The organism is Sphingobium sp. C100 (assembly GCF_000508185.1).
Taxonomy (GTDB): Bacteria; Pseudomonadota; Alphaproteobacteria; order Sphingomonadales; family Sphingomonadaceae; genus Sphingobium.
The window spans coordinates 1-16,137 of sequence record NZ_AYOY01000101.1 but is presented as its reverse complement, the minus strand read 5'-3'; the positions used below and the strand labels follow the sequence as shown (position 1 = coordinate 16,137).

19 protein-coding genes and 2 tRNA genes are annotated in these 16,137 nt (G+C 65.9%); 9 read left to right on the top strand and 12 right to left on the bottom strand.

Translation table 11 applies throughout. The features are described from left to right. Window positions 1-68 precede the first annotated feature (68 nt). Window positions 69-773, top strand: coding sequence for an HAD family hydrolase (locus C100_RS32065; RefSeq protein ID WP_024019108.1), 705 nt, complete (start codon window positions 69-71; stop codon window positions 771-773). On the opposite strand, the gene egtD is transcribed toward C100_RS32065, so the two are convergent. The 6 genes from egtD to gluQRS form a co-directional block, all read right to left on the bottom strand. Beyond that, window positions 770-1,729 carry an L-histidine N(alpha)-methyltransferase gene (gene egtD, locus C100_RS32060; protein ID WP_024019107.1) on the bottom strand — a complete coding sequence of 320 codons (960 nt, stop codon included), beginning with the start codon at window positions 1,727-1,729 and terminating at the stop codon, window positions 770-772. The two genes, C100_RS32065 and egtD, sit on opposite strands and share 4 nt — an antisense overlap. 2 nt (window positions 1,730-1,731) lie before the next feature. After that, on the bottom strand, window positions 1,732-3,000 hold the full coding sequence (gene egtB, locus C100_RS32055) for an ergothioneine biosynthesis protein EgtB (protein WP_024019106.1): 1,269 nt from the start codon (window positions 2,998-3,000) through the stop codon (window positions 1,732-1,734). Between the two features lie 75 nt (window positions 3,001-3,075). Beyond that, complete coding sequence (locus tag C100_RS32050; protein WP_031308979.1) at window positions 3,076-3,936, bottom strand: GGDEF domain-containing protein; 861 nt, start codon at window positions 3,934-3,936, stop codon at window positions 3,076-3,078. 130 nt (window positions 3,937-4,066) lie between these two features. After that, on the bottom strand, window positions 4,067-4,636 hold the full coding sequence (locus tag C100_RS32045; protein ID WP_024019104.1) for a cob(I)yrinic acid a,c-diamide adenosyltransferase: 570 nt from the start codon (window positions 4,634-4,636) through the stop codon (window positions 4,067-4,069). Between the two features lie 20 nt (window positions 4,637-4,656). Continuing rightward, window positions 4,657-4,893, bottom strand: a complete 237-nt coding sequence (locus tag C100_RS32040) for a twin transmembrane helix small protein (RefSeq protein ID WP_024019103.1) — start codon at window positions 4,891-4,893, stop codon at window positions 4,657-4,659. A 9-nt stretch (window positions 4,894-4,902) separates the two neighbouring features. After that, the gene (gluQRS, locus tag C100_RS32035; protein ID WP_024019102.1) at window positions 4,903-5,808 is read right to left on the bottom strand and encodes a tRNA glutamyl-Q(34) synthetase GluQRS; all 906 of its coding nucleotides are present in this window, start codon (window positions 5,806-5,808) and stop codon (window positions 4,903-4,905) included. A 95-nt stretch (window positions 5,809-5,903) separates the two neighbouring features. Here gluQRS and C100_RS32030 point away from each other — a divergent pair, with 95 nt between their 5' ends. Then, window positions 5,904-6,470, top strand: a complete 567-nt coding sequence (locus C100_RS32030) for an HNH endonuclease (RefSeq protein ID WP_024019101.1) — start codon at window positions 5,904-5,906, stop codon at window positions 6,468-6,470. A 40-nt stretch (window positions 6,471-6,510) separates the two neighbouring features. Here C100_RS32030 and C100_RS32025 read toward each other — a convergent pair whose 3' ends face one another. Then, on the bottom strand, window positions 6,511-7,245 hold the full coding sequence (locus C100_RS32025; protein ID WP_031308977.1) for a Crp/Fnr family transcriptional regulator: 735 nt from the start codon (window positions 7,243-7,245) through the stop codon (window positions 6,511-6,513). A 197-nt stretch (window positions 7,246-7,442) separates the two neighbouring features. Between C100_RS32025 and murA the strand changes: the two genes are divergently transcribed. Next, window positions 7,443-8,726 (top strand): UDP-N-acetylglucosamine 1-carboxyvinyltransferase, encoded by a 1,284-nt coding sequence (gene murA / locus C100_RS32020; RefSeq protein WP_024019099.1) that lies wholly within the window; start codon window positions 7,443-7,445, stop codon window positions 8,724-8,726. Continuing rightward, a complete protein-coding gene (locus C100_RS32015; protein ID WP_024019098.1) occupies window positions 8,719-10,245 on the top strand; it encodes a sensor histidine kinase in 1,527 nt (508 codons plus the stop codon). Before murA ends, C100_RS32015 begins: the two co-directional genes overlap by 8 nt. Here C100_RS32015 and C100_RS0124305 read toward each other — a convergent pair. The 3 genes from C100_RS0124305 to C100_RS32005 form a co-directional block, all read right to left on the bottom strand. Next, window positions 10,193-10,627: a response regulator gene (locus tag C100_RS0124305; RefSeq protein ID WP_031308976.1), complete on the bottom strand. Its 435-nt coding sequence runs from the start codon at window positions 10,625-10,627 to the stop codon at window positions 10,193-10,195. The genes C100_RS32015 and C100_RS0124305 overlap by 53 nt on opposite strands. 97 nt (window positions 10,628-10,724) lie before the next feature. Then, the gene (locus tag C100_RS32010; RefSeq protein WP_024019097.1) at window positions 10,725-10,943 is read right to left on the bottom strand and encodes a hypothetical protein; all 219 of its coding nucleotides are present in this window, start codon (window positions 10,941-10,943) and stop codon (window positions 10,725-10,727) included. A gap of 2 nt (window positions 10,944-10,945) precedes the next feature. After that, window positions 10,946-11,563: a DNA-3-methyladenine glycosylase family protein gene (locus C100_RS32005; protein WP_024019096.1), complete on the bottom strand. Its 618-nt coding sequence runs from the start codon at window positions 11,561-11,563 to the stop codon at window positions 10,946-10,948. Window positions 11,564-11,640: 77 nt separating this feature from the next. Here C100_RS32005 and C100_RS32000 point away from each other — a divergent pair, with 77 nt between their 5' ends. Next, on the top strand, window positions 11,641-11,958 hold the full coding sequence (locus C100_RS32000) for a 2Fe-2S iron-sulfur cluster-binding protein (RefSeq protein WP_024019095.1): 318 nt from the start codon (window positions 11,641-11,643) through the stop codon (window positions 11,956-11,958). A gap of 181 nt (window positions 11,959-12,139) precedes the next feature. Here the strand turns inward: C100_RS32000 and C100_RS31995 are convergent, their stop codons facing one another. Next, a complete protein-coding gene (locus C100_RS31995; protein WP_024019094.1) occupies window positions 12,140-12,898 on the bottom strand; it encodes a hypothetical protein in 759 nt (252 codons plus the stop codon). Window positions 12,899-12,927: 29 nt separating this feature from the next. Beyond that, entirely contained in the window at window positions 12,928-13,668 is a 741-nt protein-coding gene (gene rlmB / locus C100_RS31990; RefSeq protein ID WP_024019093.1) for a 23S rRNA (guanosine(2251)-2'-O)-methyltransferase RlmB, read from the bottom strand. Window positions 13,669-13,774: 106 nt separating this feature from the next. Between rlmB and C100_RS31985 the strand changes: the two genes are divergently transcribed. The 4 genes from C100_RS31985 to C100_RS31970 form a co-directional block, all read left to right on the top strand. Next, window positions 13,775-13,861: transfer RNA gene (locus C100_RS31985), tRNA-Tyr, on the top strand. 55 nt (window positions 13,862-13,916) lie between these two features. After that, window positions 13,917-13,992, top strand: a tRNA-Lys gene (locus C100_RS31980). 88 nt (window positions 13,993-14,080) lie between these two features. After that, window positions 14,081-14,401, top strand: coding sequence for a DMT family transporter (locus C100_RS31975; protein WP_024019092.1), 321 nt, complete (start codon window positions 14,081-14,083; stop codon window positions 14,399-14,401). Between the two features lie 93 nt (window positions 14,402-14,494). Beyond that, window positions 14,495-16,137: glycoside hydrolase family 3 N-terminal domain-containing protein (locus tag C100_RS31970; protein WP_024019091.1), on the top strand; the 1,643-nt coding region annotated here is incomplete at its 3' end.

Genomic DNA, 16,137 nt, shown 5'->3' with positions numbered 1-16,137 from the left:
CGCGCCGGCGCAATCGCCGCGTCGCCTTTTGCAATGGTATCGCAATCAGCGATGCCTATATCCGGTCCATGGCTTCCCGACCCTTTTCCGCTCCGTCATCGGCAGGCGCCGTCCTGCCCGATCCCATCCAGGCCGTCATCTTCGACATGGACGGCACGCTGATCGACACGGAGGCTGCGCATCGCCGGGCCTTTGCCGAAACCGGACTGGCGCTGGGCTGGCCCCTGTCGGACGAACTGCTCCTTTCGATGGTCGGCATTCATCGCGACGAAAATGAACGGATGCTCGCCGCGCGGCTCGGCCCGGACTTTCCGCTGGCGCAATTCTATGCCGACAGCGACGCGCTGTTCGAGGCGGCGGCGGACGCCGGCATCCCGCTTCGTCCGGGCGCGACGCTGTTGCTGGAGCATCTGGCGCAAAGCGGCATCCCCATGGCGCTCGCCACCTCCACCGCCGCGCCTTTCGCCCAGCAGCGGCTGGAACGTAGCGGCCTGCTCCATCATTTCGAGGTGATCGTGACCCGCAGCGACGTGGTGCGGCCCAAACCGCATCCCGAACCCTATCTGCTGGCGGCCCGGCGCCTTGGCGTCGACCCCGCGCAGGTCGTCGCGGTCGAAGACAGCCATGCGGGCGTCCGCTCCGCCACGGCGGCCGGCATCGCCACGGTCATGGTCCCCGACCTGTTGCCGCCGACCGAAGAATTGACGCTCGCCTGCGCGCAGGTGCTGCCCAGCCTCACGGACCTGCGCGACCTGCTCCTGGCCACCGCCTAATCCGCCTTGGCCAGCACCAGGGCAAAGGGTGCATCCGCATCGGTCCAGTCGCGCACCGGCTCCCAACCGCCCGCGCGCAGCAGCAGCCGTTCGTCACGCTCACCATATTTATGGCTGCTCTCGGTATGGATGGTTTCCCCAGCCGCCATGCTGAAACTTTCGCCCGCGACGTGGAAATGCAGCGGCCGCACCGCTTCCAGATGCATTTCGATCCGCGCCTTCTCGTCATTCCAGATCGCGCGATGGGCAAAGCCGTCGATCGGCAGGTCGCCTTCCAGCTCGCGATTGATCCGTTCGACAAGGTTCAGGTTGAACGCGGCCGTCACACCCTGCGCATCGTCATAGGCGGCGACCATCCGGTCGCGGTCCTTGATCCGGTCCATGCCGATCAGCAGCATCGCGTCCTTGCCCAGCAGCCGGCGCATCGCGCGCAGCAGATCGACCGCCGCATCGGGTTCCATATTGCCGATGGTCGATCCTGGAAAGAAGCCGAGCCGGGGAAGCCCGTCGATCGCCGCGGGCAGGTTTAGCGGCTGGTTGAAATCACCCACCACCGGCAGCACCGGCAGGTCGGGAAAGCTGCTGGCCAGATCCGCGCTGCTCGCGCGCAGGAAATCGCCGCTGATGTCGATCGGCACATAGGCGGCGGGCCGGATCGCGCGCAGCAGGTGCGGGGTCTTGCGCGCGCTGCCCGCGCCAAATTCCACCACCGCTCGCCCGGCGCCCACGGCCTCGGCGAATTCGGCGCCGTGGGCCTTCAGCAGCGCGGTTTCGGTTCGCGTCGGATAATATTCGGGCAGGTCGGTGATTTGTTCGAACAGTTCCGACCCGCGCCGGTCATAGAACCAGGTCGGCGGCGTCGCCTTGGGGCTGCGCGACAGCCCGTCCAATATGGCGCGGCGAAAAGCCGGGTCGATCATGCGCGCGGAAGCAGGGGCGTCGTCGGTCAGCAGCATCCTTACAGATCCTTGGCCAGCCGCAGTCCGGTGAACTGCCAGCGTTGATGGGGGTAAAAGAAGTTGCGGTAGCTCGCCCGAACATGTCCGCGCGGGGTGGCGCAGCTGCCGCCCTTCAGGACGAATTGCCCGGACATGAACTTGCCATTATATTCGCCAACCGCGCCCGCCGCGGCGCGAAAGCCGGGATGGGGGCGGTAGGCGCTGCCGGTCCATTCCCACACATCGCCGAACATCTGCGTCAGCGCCTCGGTGTCGGGGGCGGCGCGGGGGCGGGGGCAGGTCGATCCGTCGAACAGGTTGCCGCCGCCCGGCGCGATATTCTGCGCGGCGCTCTCCCATTCCGCTTCGGTCGGCAGCCGGGCGCCGGCCCAACTGGCATAGGCGTCCGCTTCATACAGGCTGATATGGCAGACCGGCGCGGCGGGGTTGACCGGCTGGCGGCCGTCCAGGCCGAACCGGGTCCAGCCCTGTTCGGCCCGTTTCCAGTAGAGCGGGGCCTCCACCTCTTCCGCCCGCACCCAGGCCCAGCCATCGGACAGCCAATGGGCGGGCGTATGATAACCGCCATCCTCGATGAAGGTGATCCATTCCCCATTGGTGATGGGTCGGTGCGCCAGCACATGGGGGTGCAGCAACGCCCGGTGGCGCGGTCCTTCGCAATCGAACGCGAAGCCGCCTTGCCCGTCGTCGCCCATCTCGGTCAGCCCTTCGCGCCCCTCGATCCAGTGAAGCGGCCCCGGCAGGTCGATCGGGCTGGCGCTGCGCGGTTCGAACAGGGCCGGCTCCAGCGGGTTGAGCGAGAAGAGATGGAGCAGATCGGTCAGCATCAGTTCCTGATGCTGTTGTTCGTGATGCAGGCCCAACGTCACCAGCGCGCAGGCGGCGGGCGGCAGCATGGGCAGCGCTTCGACCAGCGCGGCGTCGACATGGGCGCGATAGGCCATGATGTCGCTCAGCGCCGGGCGCGTCAGCATCCCCCGCATCGGCCGCGCGTGGCGGGGGCCTTCGGCTTCATAATAGCTGTTGAACAGATAGGCGTAGCGCGGATCGAACGGCCGATAGTCCGGCACATGATCGCGCAGCACGAACGTTTCGAAAAACCAGGTGACATGGGCCAGATGCCATTTGGCGGGGGAGGCGTCGATCATCGACTGGACAGTGGCGTCCGCGTCCGACAGCGGTGCTGCGATCGCCTGGGTCACGCCCCTTACGTCCCGGTAGCAGGTCGCCAGATCATTCTGACGGGCATCGCTCCAGCGTCTGGCCATTCATGCCCCTTCCGATATGCTTGCGCCGCTCCTTGACAAAGAAGCGCATAAAGGCCGCGAAGGGTTCCCTTGCCCTTAAGGGCAGGGGGCGGGAAGCGCTCCGCCGGCGCGGCAGATGCGATCGCGACCGGCCTGCTTGGCGTCATAGAGCGCGCGGTCGGCCGCCGTCAACGCTTCCTCGACCGGCCCGCCCTGCCAGCGGCTGAGACCGGCGGAAAAGCTGATGACACGGCCGTTGACCCGGCCGATCGGTTCATGGCGCATCTGCTCGGCGAGCCGCGCCAGCGCCCAACTCGCTTCATCCTCCAGCCCGTTGCGGAAGAAGATGGCGAATTCCTCGCCGCCCCATCGCGCCACCATGTCGGCGCGGCGGACCTGGCCCGCCAGCCGGTCGGCAAAGGCGGCCAGCACCCGATCGCCTTCGTCATGACCCAGCATATCATTGACCTGCTTGAAGAAATCGATGTCGACCAACGCGACGCAGCCCTTGCGTTGCGCACTGGGCAGCGCTGCGATATGCGCCAGGAAGCCGCGCCGGTTGGCCAGCCCGGTCAGCGGGTCTTCCTGCGCGGCGATCGCCAGCTCGTCGATCTGCGCCTGTGTGACGGTGGCGGCCCTGTGCACTCCGGCATAAAGTGTCTGGATGACGTCGCCCACGCGCGGCAACGACGTCCCGTCGCCAGCTTTCGTGTCGAACGTTTCGGCCAGCGCCTGGATCGGGGCCAGCAGGGCGCCGATCCCGTGGAGCGCCAGGGCCATGCCCACCATCGTCGCCAACGTCAGTGCGACGACCTCCCCCAGGGCCAGCCGCCCCGTCGCGGCGCCCCAGCCGATATAGCAAAGCAGCGGCAAATGGGTGGCGACGAAACAGATGGCGAACAGGCGGAGGCGCAGCGAACGCGGAAAGATGAAAGAAGTGGCGAGGTAAAAATGCATGGCGATCCCGTTTTTCACGTCGCGCAAGAATCGGGGGTGCGCCTAAACGACGGTTGAAGAAACAGGGTTAACACACGCCTTCAGGCCAGGCCGTGCCGCACCTGAGTCCGGCGGCGCAGCGCCTTTGGCGTCAGCGCGAAGCGCCCGGCACCCATTTGACGTCGCCCGCGCCATTGTCGTTCAGCCGCCGCGCCAGCACGAACAACAGATCGGACAGGCGATTGAGATAGGCGAGCGCGTGCGGATTGAGCGCGACCTCGGCCGCAGCGGCGGTGGCGCTGCGTTCGGCCCGGCGCGTGATCGCACGGGCCAGGTGGACGGCGGCGGCGGCGGCCGATCCGCCCGGCAGGATGAAGCTGTCGAGCGGGGCGAGATCGGCATTCATCATGTCGATTTCTTCCTCCAGCCGCTGCACCTGCGTCGCGACGATGCGCAGAGCCCAGGGTTCGTCCGCTCCTTTGGGGATGGGCGTGGCCAGATCCGCCCCCAGGTCGAACAGATCATTCTGGATGACGGTCAGCCAGCGCGTTTCGGGGCGCGCGCCCATGGCGATGACGGCCAGACCGATGGCGCTGTTCGCCTCGTCCACATCGCCCACCGCCTGCATCCGCGGCGCGTGCTTGGGCAGGCGCGATCCATCGACCAGTCCGGTCGTGCCCGCGTCGCCCGTGCGGGTGTAGATTTTGTTCAGCTTGACCATCGGGTCAGCCCCTTCCGCGCTCAGCCATGGCCCTTCATCATCAGCAGGATGGCGACGATGATGATTGCCGCCGCCTGGAACAGGATGCGGTTCATCATCATCTTGTTCTGCTTCAGGCGGGCGGGGCTGGGGCCGCTCCCCTCGGGCGCGTTCAGATCTTCCTTGGTCGTCTGGAGGAAAGCGATAATGCCGCGGACCAGCGTGACCAGCGTCGCGATCATGGCCAGGATCAGGGCGATGACGAGGATGGTGTTCATGAGGTGATGCTAGGCGCTCGCGAAGCCGATGCCAACCGGAAAGCGCCCTGCTCGCAGCGCGTCGGCCAATACGCCCGGCGCGGTTCCGGCCGCGCGCAGGTCGGCGATGGCGATGGACCCGCTGCGCTTGGCCAGTCTTTTCCCCTCGGCATCGACCAGCAGGGGATGATGGAGATAGGTGGGGGAGGGCAGGTCGAGCAGTGCCTGGAGCAGCCGGTGAACATCGGTCGCACCGCGCAGATCGTCACCGCGCAGCACATGGGTTACGCCCATGGCGGCATCGTCCAGCGTGCAGGACAGATGATAGCTTGCCGGCGCATCCTTGCGCGCCAGCACGACATCGCCATGGGCCAGCGGCGCTGCATCCACCATCTGGCCTGATGCGTCGGGGACGGGTGGGAAGGGCAGCGCCGACCAGCGCAATTCCCCCGCCCGTTCGACCGCGCGGGCCATGTCGATCCGCCAGGCATGGGCTTCGCCCGCCGCGATCCGCCGTGCCCGTTCGCCCGCGTTCAGGGTGCGGCATGTGCCCGGATAGAGCGGCCCTTCGGGTCCATGCGGCGCGGTCAGGCTCGCCTGGATGTCGGCGCGGGTGCAGAAACAGGGGTATAGCAGCCCTTGGCCCCGCAGCCGTTCCAGCGCCGCGTCATACGCGGCCAGCCGCTGCGACTGTAACATGATCTCGCCATCCCACGCCACGCCCAGCCAGCGCAGATCCTCGATGATCCCGGCGACATGTTCGGGCCGGCTGCGCGTGCCGTCTATGTCCTCGATCCGCAGGCGCAGCGCGCCGCCGCTCGCCCGCGCCATGTCCAGCGCCAGCAGCGCGGACCAGCCATGGCCGACATGCAAACGACCGGTCGGGCTTGGCGCAAAGCGGGTCACCATATGCAGTGGTGCGACGGGCTGAGTCATACAGGCCCTTGACGAAAGATATTCGTTAATGCTGTCATACGGATGTCACGTTGCTGGTGGATCAGCGGCGTCGGCAAGGGGGTAGAAGCTTTTCTATGTACCATCCCGACCTGATACGACACCCGGAAAACTGTCCGGCGCTTGTTCTGAATGCGGACTATACGCCACTCAGCTATTATCCCCTGAGCCTATGGCCCTGGCAAACCGCCATCAAGGCGGTTTTTTTGGAGCGGGTGGACATCATCGCCAGCTATGAGCGAGAAGTCCATAGTCCCAGTCTTCAGATGAAGATTCCCTCGGTCATCGCGCTCAAACAATATGTGAAGCCGTCCGAACATCCCGCCTTCACCCGCTTCAACCTGTTCCTGCGCGACAAGTTCGCCTGCCAATATTGCGGCGCGACCAGCGACCTGACGTTCGACCATGTCGTGCCGCGCCGCGCGGGCGGACGCACGACCTGGGAAAATGTCGCCACCGCCTGTTCGCCCTGCAACCTCAAAAAGGGCGGGCGCACGCCGAAGGAAGCGCATATGCAGCTGCATGTGCAGCCGATCCGCCCGACCAGCTGGCAGTTGCAGGAACATGGCCGCGCCTTCCCGCCGGGCTATCTGCACGAAAGCTGGCATGACTGGCTTTATTGGGACGTCGAGCTGCTGGCGTGATCGCCGTGCGTGCCGCGCTCCCATATCGCCCGGCAGATCGTCAGCTCACGGGCAACCAGTCGAGGTTCATGTCCTTGAGCCGATTGGTATAATGGCCGATATCCTCCAGCCGCGCCAGATCCAGCAGGGTCACGCGACCATTGGAGCGGCTGATCAGCCCCTCCTGCTCCATCTGCCGGATCATCCGGTTGACATGGACGGATGTCAGTCCGACGGAATCGCCGATTTCCTCCTGCGTCAGCTTCAGTTCGAAACTGTTGCTGATCTGGTCGTCAGTGACGCGTATCCGGTCGAACATGTCGAGCAGGAAGGCCGCCACGCGCGCCTTGGCCGACGTCCGGCCCAGCGATGCGAGCCGGTCGGTCATCGATACCCTCTCCGCGTTGGACAACAGGAACAGCAGCGCCGCCACGCGCGGATATTCATCCAGCAGGCGACGCAGCGCATGTTTGTCGAACGGGCAGACCACCGCGTCCGACAGCGCTACCAGTGATTCGGGCGCCCGGTTGTAGATGGTGCTGGCCGATCCGATGAAGTCGCCGGGAAAATAGACGCGCAATATCTGCCGACTACCGTCCGGCAGGATGACAAAACTCATCACCCGTCCTTCGCGCAGCACGAATAGTTCGGTTATGGTCTCGTTGACGCGCTGGATCATCCCACCGCGCTTTACCTTGCGGGGATTTTCTTCCAGCCTTGCCAATGCCGCCTTTTCCGCGTCGGACAACGGCACATGGCGTGTCAGTTGTTCCGCGAAACAGCTTGTTGCCACCAGATCACCTTCTGATCAGAATTGTCGTTACGATGGCAAAACGCCTGAAGCGCTTTTTGGCTGCATTTTATCCTCGTGCACTAACCTCGATCAATTCGGCAGCCTGTATTGCAATAATGTTTCCACCGCATCGGCCCGCCTGCACGACGCCGGTTCAGCCGCCTTGCGCGCGGCGCGTTTGCCGCTATTAACCCTGAGCGATGGACCGCATTGATATCCGCGGCGGCAACGCGTTGAACGGCCGCCTTCCCATTTCCGGCGCCAAGAATGCGGCGTTGACGCTGCTGCCCTGTGCCCTGCTGACCGACGAGCCGGTGACGCTGCGCAACCTGCCGCGCCTCGCCGATGTCGATAGCTTCGGCCATCTGCTCAACCAGCTTGGCGTGTCGACCATGGTCGAGGGGGCAAGGCCGGAGGATTTCGGCCGCGTCATGACGATGCGCGCTGGTCGCGTCACTTCGACCGAAGCGCCCTATGACATTGTGCGCAAGATGCGTGCGTCGATCCTGGTGCTGGGGCCGCTGCTCGCCCGCGCCGGAGAAGCGCGGGTGTCGTTGCCGGGCGGCTGCGCCATCGGCAACCGTCCGATCGACCTGCATCTCAAGGCGCTGGAGGCCTTTGGTGCGAAGATCGACCTTGCCGCCGGCTATGTCCGCGCCAGCGCGCCCGATGGCGGCCTGCCGGGCGGCATCTATACCTTTCCGGTCGTTTCGGTCGGAGCGACTGAAAATGCGGTCATGGCCGCGGTGCTGGCGACCGGCACCTGCACGCTCGAAAATGCGGCGCGGGAACCGGAAATCGTCGATCTGTGCAACCTGTTGGTCGCCATGGGCGCGGACATAGAGGGGATTGGCAGCGACAAGCTGGTGATCCATGGCCGTGACCGGCTGCACGGCGCGACCTACAGCGTCATGCCCGACCGGATCGAAGCGGGCAGCTATGCCTGCGCCGCGGCGATCACCGGCGGCTCGCTCGACCTGATCGGCGCGAATGCTGACGACATGCACGCCATCCTTGCCGCGCTGCGCGACGCGGGCGTCCAGGTCGATGTCCATCGCGACGGCATCCGCGTGTCGTCCGACGGCAAGCTGCGCCCGCTGACCGTATCGACCGCCCCGTTCCCGGCTTTCCCGACCGACATGCAGGCGCAGTTCATGGCGATGCTGACGCTGGCGGACGGCGCTTCGGTCCTGACGGAAACGATCTTCGAAAATCGCTACATGCATGTGCCCGAACTGGCGCGCATGGGGGCTGACATCGCCGTCAACGGCCGCACTGCTGTCGTGCGCGGTGTGTCGGGCCTGGTCGGCGCGCCGGTGATGGCGACCGACCTGCGCGCATCGATGAGCTTGATTCTCGCCGGGCTTGCCGCCCAGGGCGAAACCCAGGTGAACCGCGTCTATCATCTGGATCGTGGCTATGAACGGCTGGAAGAAAAGCTCTCGGCCGTGGGCGCTGACATCGAACGGGTCGGCGATGGCTGAGGGGCGCGGGCTGGCGACGGACCGGGCGGCGCTGCTGGCGCTGTATGATCTTGACGCCGGCGGCTTTCGCACCCTGGATGAAATCGCCGCCTTTGCGGCAAATCTGTGCGACGCGCCGATCGCCCTTGTCAGCATCGTGGAGGATGTGCGCCAGCGTTTCCTGGCCCGCACCGGCCTTGATGTCGAGGAAACGCCCCGCGATGTGTCCTTCTGCGCGCTCGCCATGCTGGGCGCGGATATGTTCGTCGTGCCGGATGCCACGCGTGACCCGCGCTTTGCGGACAATCCGCTGGTCACGGGCAGCCCGCATATACGCTTCTACGCCGGCGCGCCGCTCATCGGCAGCGATGGCGATCGGCTCGGCGCGCTGTGCGTCATCGACCCTCGCCCGCGCGCGGACCTGACGCCGTTGCAGCGACAGGGCCTCACCCTGCTTGCGCGGCAGGTGATGGTGGAGTTGGAGGGAAGGCGGCGCGATCGCGACATGATCGCCCGGCAGAGGCAGGATGCCGCCGCTGCGGCCGACAGCGACCGCATGTTCCGCACGCTGGCCGACACCATGCCGCAAATGGTCTGGTCGGCCCTGCCCGACGGCTATAATGATTATTTCAACGCGCGCTGGTATGAATATACGGGCGTTGAGGCCGGCTCGACCCATGGCGACGCCTGGGACGGCATGTTCCATGCCGACGACCAGCCAGCCGCCTGGGAAAAATGGCGCCACAGCCTCAAGACCGGCGAACCCTATGAAATCGAATATCGCTTGCGCCATCATAGCGGCAATTATCGCTGGACGCTCGGCCGGGCGCTGCCGATCCGCGACCCGCAGGGTCAGGTCACACGCTGGATCGGCACCTGTACGGACATCCACGAACAGAAGCTGATGATGGAAGAGCGCGAGATGATCGCGCATGAGCTGTCGCACCGCATCAAGAATATCTTTTCCGTCATTGCCGGCCTCATCGGCCTGTCCGCCCGCCAGCATCCGCAGATCGGCGCGGTCGCGGACGATCTGCGCGACCGCATCCTGGCGCTTGGCCGCGCGCATGATTTCGTCCGGCCGCACAGCGCCGACTCGATGCCCGTGCCCGGCACGGAAGCCGGTCGGTTGCGGGGCATACTCGATCAGATTTTCGCGCCCTATCGCAATGCGGACGGTTCGCGCATCCTGCTGTCGGGCGAAGACCCGCCGATTGACGATCGATCGGCGACGCCGCTGGCGCTGCTGTTCCATGAACTGGCGACCAATGCGGCCAAATATGGCGCCCTGTCCGTCGCCGAGGGGCGGGTCCATCTCCATGTGTCCAGCGAGGGCGATGATGTCCGCGTCGACTGGCGCGAAGAAGGTGGGCCGGTTGTCGTGCCGGCGACGGCGGACGGTTTTGGCAGTCGGCTGATGCTGCTCAGCGTGGAACGGCAACTGGGCGGGCGGCTGGCGCGCCAATGGCGGGCCGAAGGCCTGTGCCTCAGCCTCTGGATTCCATCCCGTTCCATGAGCCGGGCGGCGGGAAGGGCGTAAAGCCCATAATTTCGGCCGCCAGCAATTCGGGATTCTCGGCCGCCGCCAGCTTCAGGGCGGCCGCCACGCTGTGCGGGCGAAATGGTTTGGTGATGACGCCCAGCGCGGCGACCGACGCTTCTCCGATCTGGGCGGGGTTGGCGGTGATATAGATGACGCGCACACCGTGGCGGCTGGCCAGTTCCATCCCGATCTGCGGGCCGGTCGGACCATCGCGCAGGTTGAGGTCGACCAGCGCGATGTCGCAGGCGTCGGCGCTGGCCAGCGCGGCCGCCCGGTCGGCGGCGATCGCGCCGACATCGAATCCGGCATCCTCGACGATCTGCTCGATCTCCAGTGCGACGAATATCTCGTCCTCGACGATCAGAACTTTCTTGCTCATTCCTCAACCTGTCATATTCGGACAAATGGAAACCGTCACTGGCCCCAACGTTCCGCCAATGGGCCAAAAAAATGACGTTATTGCCCCAAAGTGCAGGTCATTCCGCGACGCTGGTCCACAGCGTGTCGAATGCGGTCCCCTTCATCAGCAGCACGGATGCGGGATAGCCGGCGGCACTCGCCTTTTGCGCGGTGGCGGTGGCGCCTTCGACCGCGGCTTGGCGGCTCGGAAAGGGGCCATAATATTTATTGTCCAGATTGATCTTCCAGACGCCTTCATGTTCGATGACGATATAGCGGGCATGGGGCAGGGGCATGATTACAGAACCTCGGTGTTATAATGGTGCCAGGCCATGATCGCGGCGGCGCCGCGATGGGGGCTCCAGCGCTCGGCCAATGTGCGGGTCAGCGCCTCGCTGGGCCGGTCGGGCAGGCCCAGGATTCGGCCAATCTCGATCTGCACGGCCAGGTCGCCGGCCGGCCAGATGTCCGGCCGTCCTTCGGCGAAGAGCAGGTAGATTTCCGCCGACCATCGGCCGATGCCCTTGATCCTGACGAGCTGCGCGATCGCCTCCTCGTCGTCGGCGGGCAGGGCATGGAGGTCGAGCGCGCCCGACACCACCAGTTCGGCAAGGCTGCGGGCATAGCCCTGTTTCTGGCGCGACAGGCCACAGGCGCGCAGCGCGTCATGGTCGCGCGCCAGCAGCGCCTGCGGTGCGCAGCCCAGGCCCAGTTCCGCCTCCAGCTTGCGCCACACCGCCGCGGCCGAGGCGACGCTTACCTGCTGACCCACGATCGTGCGCAGCAAAGTTTCATAGCCCGGCGCGCGCACGCGCGGCTCGGGATAGCCCACGCGATGGATCGCCGCCACGAATCCCGGCTCCAGCAGGGCGATCGCATCCAGGCTTTCGCGCAATTGCGCTGCACTCGTCACCATATGATCGCGTTCCAGCCCTTGATTTCGCTGCGCCTCTCCGCCAGAGCGGCGGAGAAAATTTCGAGGGGATTGGATAGATGGCGAAACTGATCGTGGTCAACCGTGCGGGCGAGGAACAGACCGTCGAGGGCGATAACGGCCTGTCGGTGATGGAAGTCATCCGCGACAAGGGCTTTGACGAACTGCTGGCCTTGTGCGGCGGCTGCTGCTCCTGCGCGACCTGCCATGTCTATGTTGATCCCGCTTTCGCCGACGTGCTGCCGGCGATGAGCGAAGACGAAAATGACCTGCTCGACAGTTCGGACCATCGCAACGATACCAGCCGCCTGTCCTGCCAGGTCGTGATGAGCGATGCGCTGGACGGCCTGCGCGTCACCATTGCGCCGGAAGACTGATAGAGCATCGTGCGGATAAGTGGGAACCGGTTTTCCGCTCAAAGCGATGGGACAACAAAGCTTGGAGCGCGCGACCTGCGTCCGGTTTAACGCAGCGCGCTTTAGGTTCGCTGTTGCGAGCGCGGCCAAGCAATCCGGGGATGCGCCTGGATTGCTTCGCGCTTTGCAATGACGACGGGGATCAATCGGCCGCTACCGGCCGATCAGTCGTCACCCGCAACGTGGCCATGGGCGCGTCGCTGGTCAGTGGCGTGATCGTCCAGACGATCCGCTTGCCCTGCGCCACGGTCTGCGCGCCTTCTTCCTGATTCTGGCTGACGATTTCGGCGTCCGTGGTCAGGGTGAAGCGGCCGTTCAGCGCCTTGGCCGCCGCGTCGCTCGCGCCGCCCATGCCTGCTGGCCCCTGGCTCTTGTCGAACCCGTTGGCAAAGCCGGGCGCTTTCATCCGCACCCTATCCTCGCCCCGCATTTCCACCGCGATGAACGGCAGCACGATCTGCGCGTCGATGTTGAAGGGGAAGAGGAAGCTGTGGGTCAGCCTGCCGCTGATCGCATAGTCGATCTCGAACTTGTGGTCGCCGACATAGCGGGCGGACCGGAATCCCTTCTCCCGCGTCAGGGCGGCCGCGATCGCCTGCATCTGGGCGTCGTCGCCCTGTTTGCCCCGATCGCTGAAATCCTCGTCCTGCGCCGCGATCTGGAGCAGGGTGGGGCCGGTCTCCGCTTCGCCGTCCTGCGATGCCGCATCATCGTCGCCGGTTGCGCCGGACAGCGGGTTCTTGCCCATGTCCGACGCCAATATCTCGCCCTTATAGGCGAAGGCGAAGCTGCGATCCGCGCGGATGTCCAGGCTCGATTCAAATGTGCCCGGCGTCACCAGGCACGCCGACAAGGCGAGCAGGCCGGCGAGTGCGCCGAGACTGCGATACAGGCGTTTCATCGGCACACTCCCCCTTGTCCCGCGCGCCGCTACCGGTTGGTGGCGGCGTAGAGCGCGATGGCCGCGGCGTTGGAGACGTTCAGGCTTTCCATGCGCGGGCTGATCGGCAGCTTAGCGATAATGTCGCAATGCGCCATGCTGTTGTGGCGCAGCCCTTCGCCTTCGGCCCCCAGCACCAGCGCGACGCGCGATTCGCCGATCGCTTCGCCCAGGGTCGTGTCGGCGTCGCCGTCCAGGCCGATGCGCCAATAGCCCGCCTCGGCAATCTCGTCGAGCGCGCGGGCCAGGTTCACCACCCGCACCCAAGGCATGATTTCCAGCGCGCCCGACGCCGCGCGCGCCAGCACGCCCGATTCGGGCGGCGCGTGCCGGTCCTGCGTCACGATGCACAGCGCGTCGAAGGCGGCGGCCGACCGCAGGATCGCGCCGACATTGTGCGGATCGGTCACCTGGTCCAGCACCAATATGGGCCGCTTATCGTCCTGCCCTTGCTCCAGTATCTCGCCCAGCCACACATCGTCGAGCGGCTCGACTTCGGCGACGATGCCCTGATGCGGCGCGTCCGACGGCACCATCCGGCCCATGTCGGCGACATCGGCATAGACGATCGGCAATATGGGCGGCAGGTCGAGGGCGCCCAGCGCTTCGCGCGTGCCCCATATCTTGCGCACGATGCGATTGGGGTTGGCGAGCGCCGCGGTGACGGCGTGACGCCCGTAGAAGCGCGGGAAGGCGCCCTTGGGCTTGGCGGAGCGATGACCTTTTTTCATGATCGCGCTCTTTTCACATCACCCCATTGACAGGCAAGCCTCCTTTCGCCATTGAGCCGCCTCCAGCGCGGCAGGGGATGATTTTTTCTCTTCCGCGCAGGGCACCGGACAGGTGGCCGAGTGGTTAAAGGCAGCAGACTGTAAATCTGCCCGGGTTTCCCGTACGCTGGTTCGAATCCAGCCCTGTCCACCATTGCATCGGGTCTGATGCTGCCCTGTCCCCTGCGGGACTGGTCAAAGGCCGGTGTGGACGCATAGCTCAGTTGGTAGAGCAGCTGACTCTTAATCAGCGGGTCCTTGGTTCGAGCCCAAGTGCGTCCACCATAGCCTTCCCCGACATGCCGCCTCTTTCGGGTTTCCGGCCGGCCTGTCGTCCAGCAGAGCCCGCCCGGACACGAAAGGGAAGTGCCCGATGGCGTGGCTCATCCTTGGCATTGCCATATTCACTGAAATTTGCTGGGCCTTGAGCCTCAAATGGGCTGCGACCCTGGGCAGTTGGCAGGCGTCGGTCGTGCCGATCGCCTTGAGCTTCCTCAACATGGGCCTGCTCGCTCTGGCGATGCGGGACATTCCCGCCGGCACCGCTTACGCGATCTGGACGGGGCTGGGTGCGGTGGGCGTCATCATCGGCGGCATGATCCTGTTCGGCGACCGGGTGAACCTGGTCCAGGCCGGCTTCATGGTGATGATCGTGATCGGCGTCATGGGCACGAAGCTGTTCGCCCCCAACTGAACGCCGCGCTGCCTTGCCGCACCGCAACAAAAGCGCGCGGCGGACGTTAGTTGGACAAGTTCCATCATCCTTCCCCGGTTACGCCCCCCTTGCATGACGATTGACCGCCGCGACCTCCTGATCCGCACCCTGGGCGGCGTCCTTGCCCTTGGCGTGCCCCGCCGCGCCATGGCCCAGGCCGACGTCGATCGCGTCGACACCCTCATCGCGCAGATGACGGTGGAGGAAAAGGCCGGGCAGATGACCTGCCTCGCCGACAGTTTCCGCCCCTTCAACCCGCCCAATCCCGCCGCCGGCATCCAGGATCAAAAGCGCCTGGCGCAGGAAGTGCGAAAGGGCCGGGTCGGCTGCCTGTTCAACGGCATCGGCGTCGCGGGCGCCCGCCGCGCGCAGGAGATCGCGGTCAACGAAAGCCGCCTCGGCATCCCGCTCCTCTTCGCGGGAGACGTCATCCACGGGCTCAAGACCATTTTCCCGGTCCCCCTAGCCGAAGCGTCCAGCTTCGATCCCGACCTGTGCCAGCGCACCGCCCGCGCCATGGCGCTCGAAGCCACCGCCGCCGGCCTGCACCTCACCTTCGCCCCCATGGTCGATGTCGCCCGCGATCAGCGCTGGGGCCGCGTGGTGGAGGGGGCGGGGGAGGACACGACTCTCACCGGCATCCTCTCCGCCGCCCGCATCCGTGGCTTTCAGGGCCGCGACCTGCGCCGCGACGATAGCCTGCTCGCCTGCCCCAAACATTTCGCCGCTTATGGCGCGGTCGCCGCCGGGCTTGAATATGGCAATGTCGACATCAGCGAGGAAACGCTGCGCGAAACCCATTTGCCGCCCTTTGGCGCGGCCTTCGCTGCCGGCGCGCTCACCACCATGGCCGCCTTTAACGAGATTAACGGCGTCCCCGCCACCGCCGACCGCGAATTGCTTACCGACATTTTGCGCGGCGAAATGCAGTTTCGCGGCTTCGTCTTTTCCGATTACACCGCCGATGAAGAACTGGTCGCCCATGGCTTTGCGCAGGATGATCGCGACGCCGCCCGCCTCGCCATTCTCGCCGGGGTCGACATGTCGATGCAGAGCGGCCTCTATGTCCGCTACCTGCCGGAACTGGTGAAGAGCGGCGCGGTGCCCATGGCGACGGTGGACGTCGCCGTGCGCCGCATCCTCTATGTAAAGGCCGCCATCGGCCTGCTCGACAATCCCTGGCGCTCGCTCGACGCGGATGCGGAGCGGACCCGCATCTTCACCCCGGCCCACCGCGCCCTCGCGCGCGAAGCCGCGACCCGCTCGATCATCCTGCTCAAAAATGACGGCGCCTTGCCGATCGACCCGGCAAAGGGGCCACGCATCGCCCTGATCGGTCCCTTCGCGCAGGACAGCGCCAATCTTTACGGCCCCTGGGCCTTCTACGGCGATCCGGACAAGGGCGTCGACATCGCCACCGGCCTGCGCGCCGCGCTGCCCGACGACGCAAAGCTCAGCGTCACGCGCGGCTGCGACATCAGCGGCCCGATCGACGGCGGCATTGCGGCGGCGGTCGCGGCGGCGAAGGCGGCCGACATCGTCCTCCTCGCCATCGGCGAATCGCAGGCGATGTCGGGCGAAGCCCAGTCGCGCACCGTCATCGAAATCCCCGCCGCGCAACAGGCGCTGGCCGACGCCGTCGCGGCGGCGGGCGCGCCGGTCGCGGTGCTGCTGCGCCACGGCCGCGCGCTGGCCCTGCATGGCGGCGTGGCGAG

Excerpts from the sequence above, each read along its gene's own strand:
- C100_RS32065 (WP_024019108.1), top strand. The coding sequence starts at position 69 with ATGGCTTCCCGACCCTTTTCCGCTCCGTCATCGGCAGGCGCCGTCCTG.
- egtD (WP_024019107.1), bottom strand. The coding sequence starts at position 1,729 with ATGCTGCTGACCGACGACGCCCCTGCTTCCGCGCGCATGATCGACCCG.
- egtB (WP_024019106.1), bottom strand. The coding sequence starts at position 3,000 with ATGGCCAGACGCTGGAGCGATGCCCGTCAGAATGATCTGGCGACCTGC.
- C100_RS32050 (WP_031308979.1), bottom strand. The coding sequence starts at position 3,936 with ATGCATTTTTACCTCGCCACTTCTTTCATCTTTCCGCGTTCGCTGCGC.
- C100_RS32045 (WP_024019104.1), bottom strand. The coding sequence starts at position 4,636 with ATGGTCAAGCTGAACAAAATCTACACCCGCACGGGCGACGCGGGCACG.
- C100_RS32040 (WP_024019103.1), bottom strand. The coding sequence starts at position 4,893 with ATGAACACCATCCTCGTCATCGCCCTGATCCTGGCCATGATCGCGACG.
- gluQRS (WP_024019102.1), bottom strand. The coding sequence starts at position 5,808 with ATGACTCAGCCCGTCGCACCACTGCATATGGTGACCCGCTTTGCGCCA.
- C100_RS32030 (WP_024019101.1), top strand. The coding sequence starts at position 5,904 with ATGTACCATCCCGACCTGATACGACACCCGGAAAACTGTCCGGCGCTT.
- murA (WP_024019099.1), top strand. The coding sequence starts at position 7,443 with ATGGACCGCATTGATATCCGCGGCGGCAACGCGTTGAACGGCCGCCTT.
- C100_RS32015 (WP_024019098.1), top strand. The coding sequence starts at position 8,719 with ATGGCTGAGGGGCGCGGGCTGGCGACGGACCGGGCGGCGCTGCTGGCG.
- C100_RS0124305 (WP_031308976.1), bottom strand. The coding sequence starts at position 10,627 with ATGAGCAAGAAAGTTCTGATCGTCGAGGACGAGATATTCGTCGCACTG.
- C100_RS32010 (WP_024019097.1), bottom strand. The coding sequence starts at position 10,943 with ATGCCCCTGCCCCATGCCCGCTATATCGTCATCGAACATGAAGGCGTC.
- C100_RS32005 (WP_024019096.1), bottom strand. The coding sequence starts at position 11,563 with ATGGTGACGAGTGCAGCGCAATTGCGCGAAAGCCTGGATGCGATCGCC.
- C100_RS32000 (WP_024019095.1), top strand. The coding sequence starts at position 11,641 with ATGGCGAAACTGATCGTGGTCAACCGTGCGGGCGAGGAACAGACCGTC.
- C100_RS31995 (WP_024019094.1), bottom strand. The coding sequence starts at position 12,898 with ATGAAACGCCTGTATCGCAGTCTCGGCGCACTCGCCGGCCTGCTCGCC.
- rlmB (WP_024019093.1), bottom strand. The coding sequence starts at position 13,668 with ATGAAAAAAGGTCATCGCTCCGCCAAGCCCAAGGGCGCCTTCCCGCGC.
- C100_RS31975 (WP_024019092.1), top strand. The coding sequence starts at position 14,081 with ATGGCGTGGCTCATCCTTGGCATTGCCATATTCACTGAAATTTGCTGG.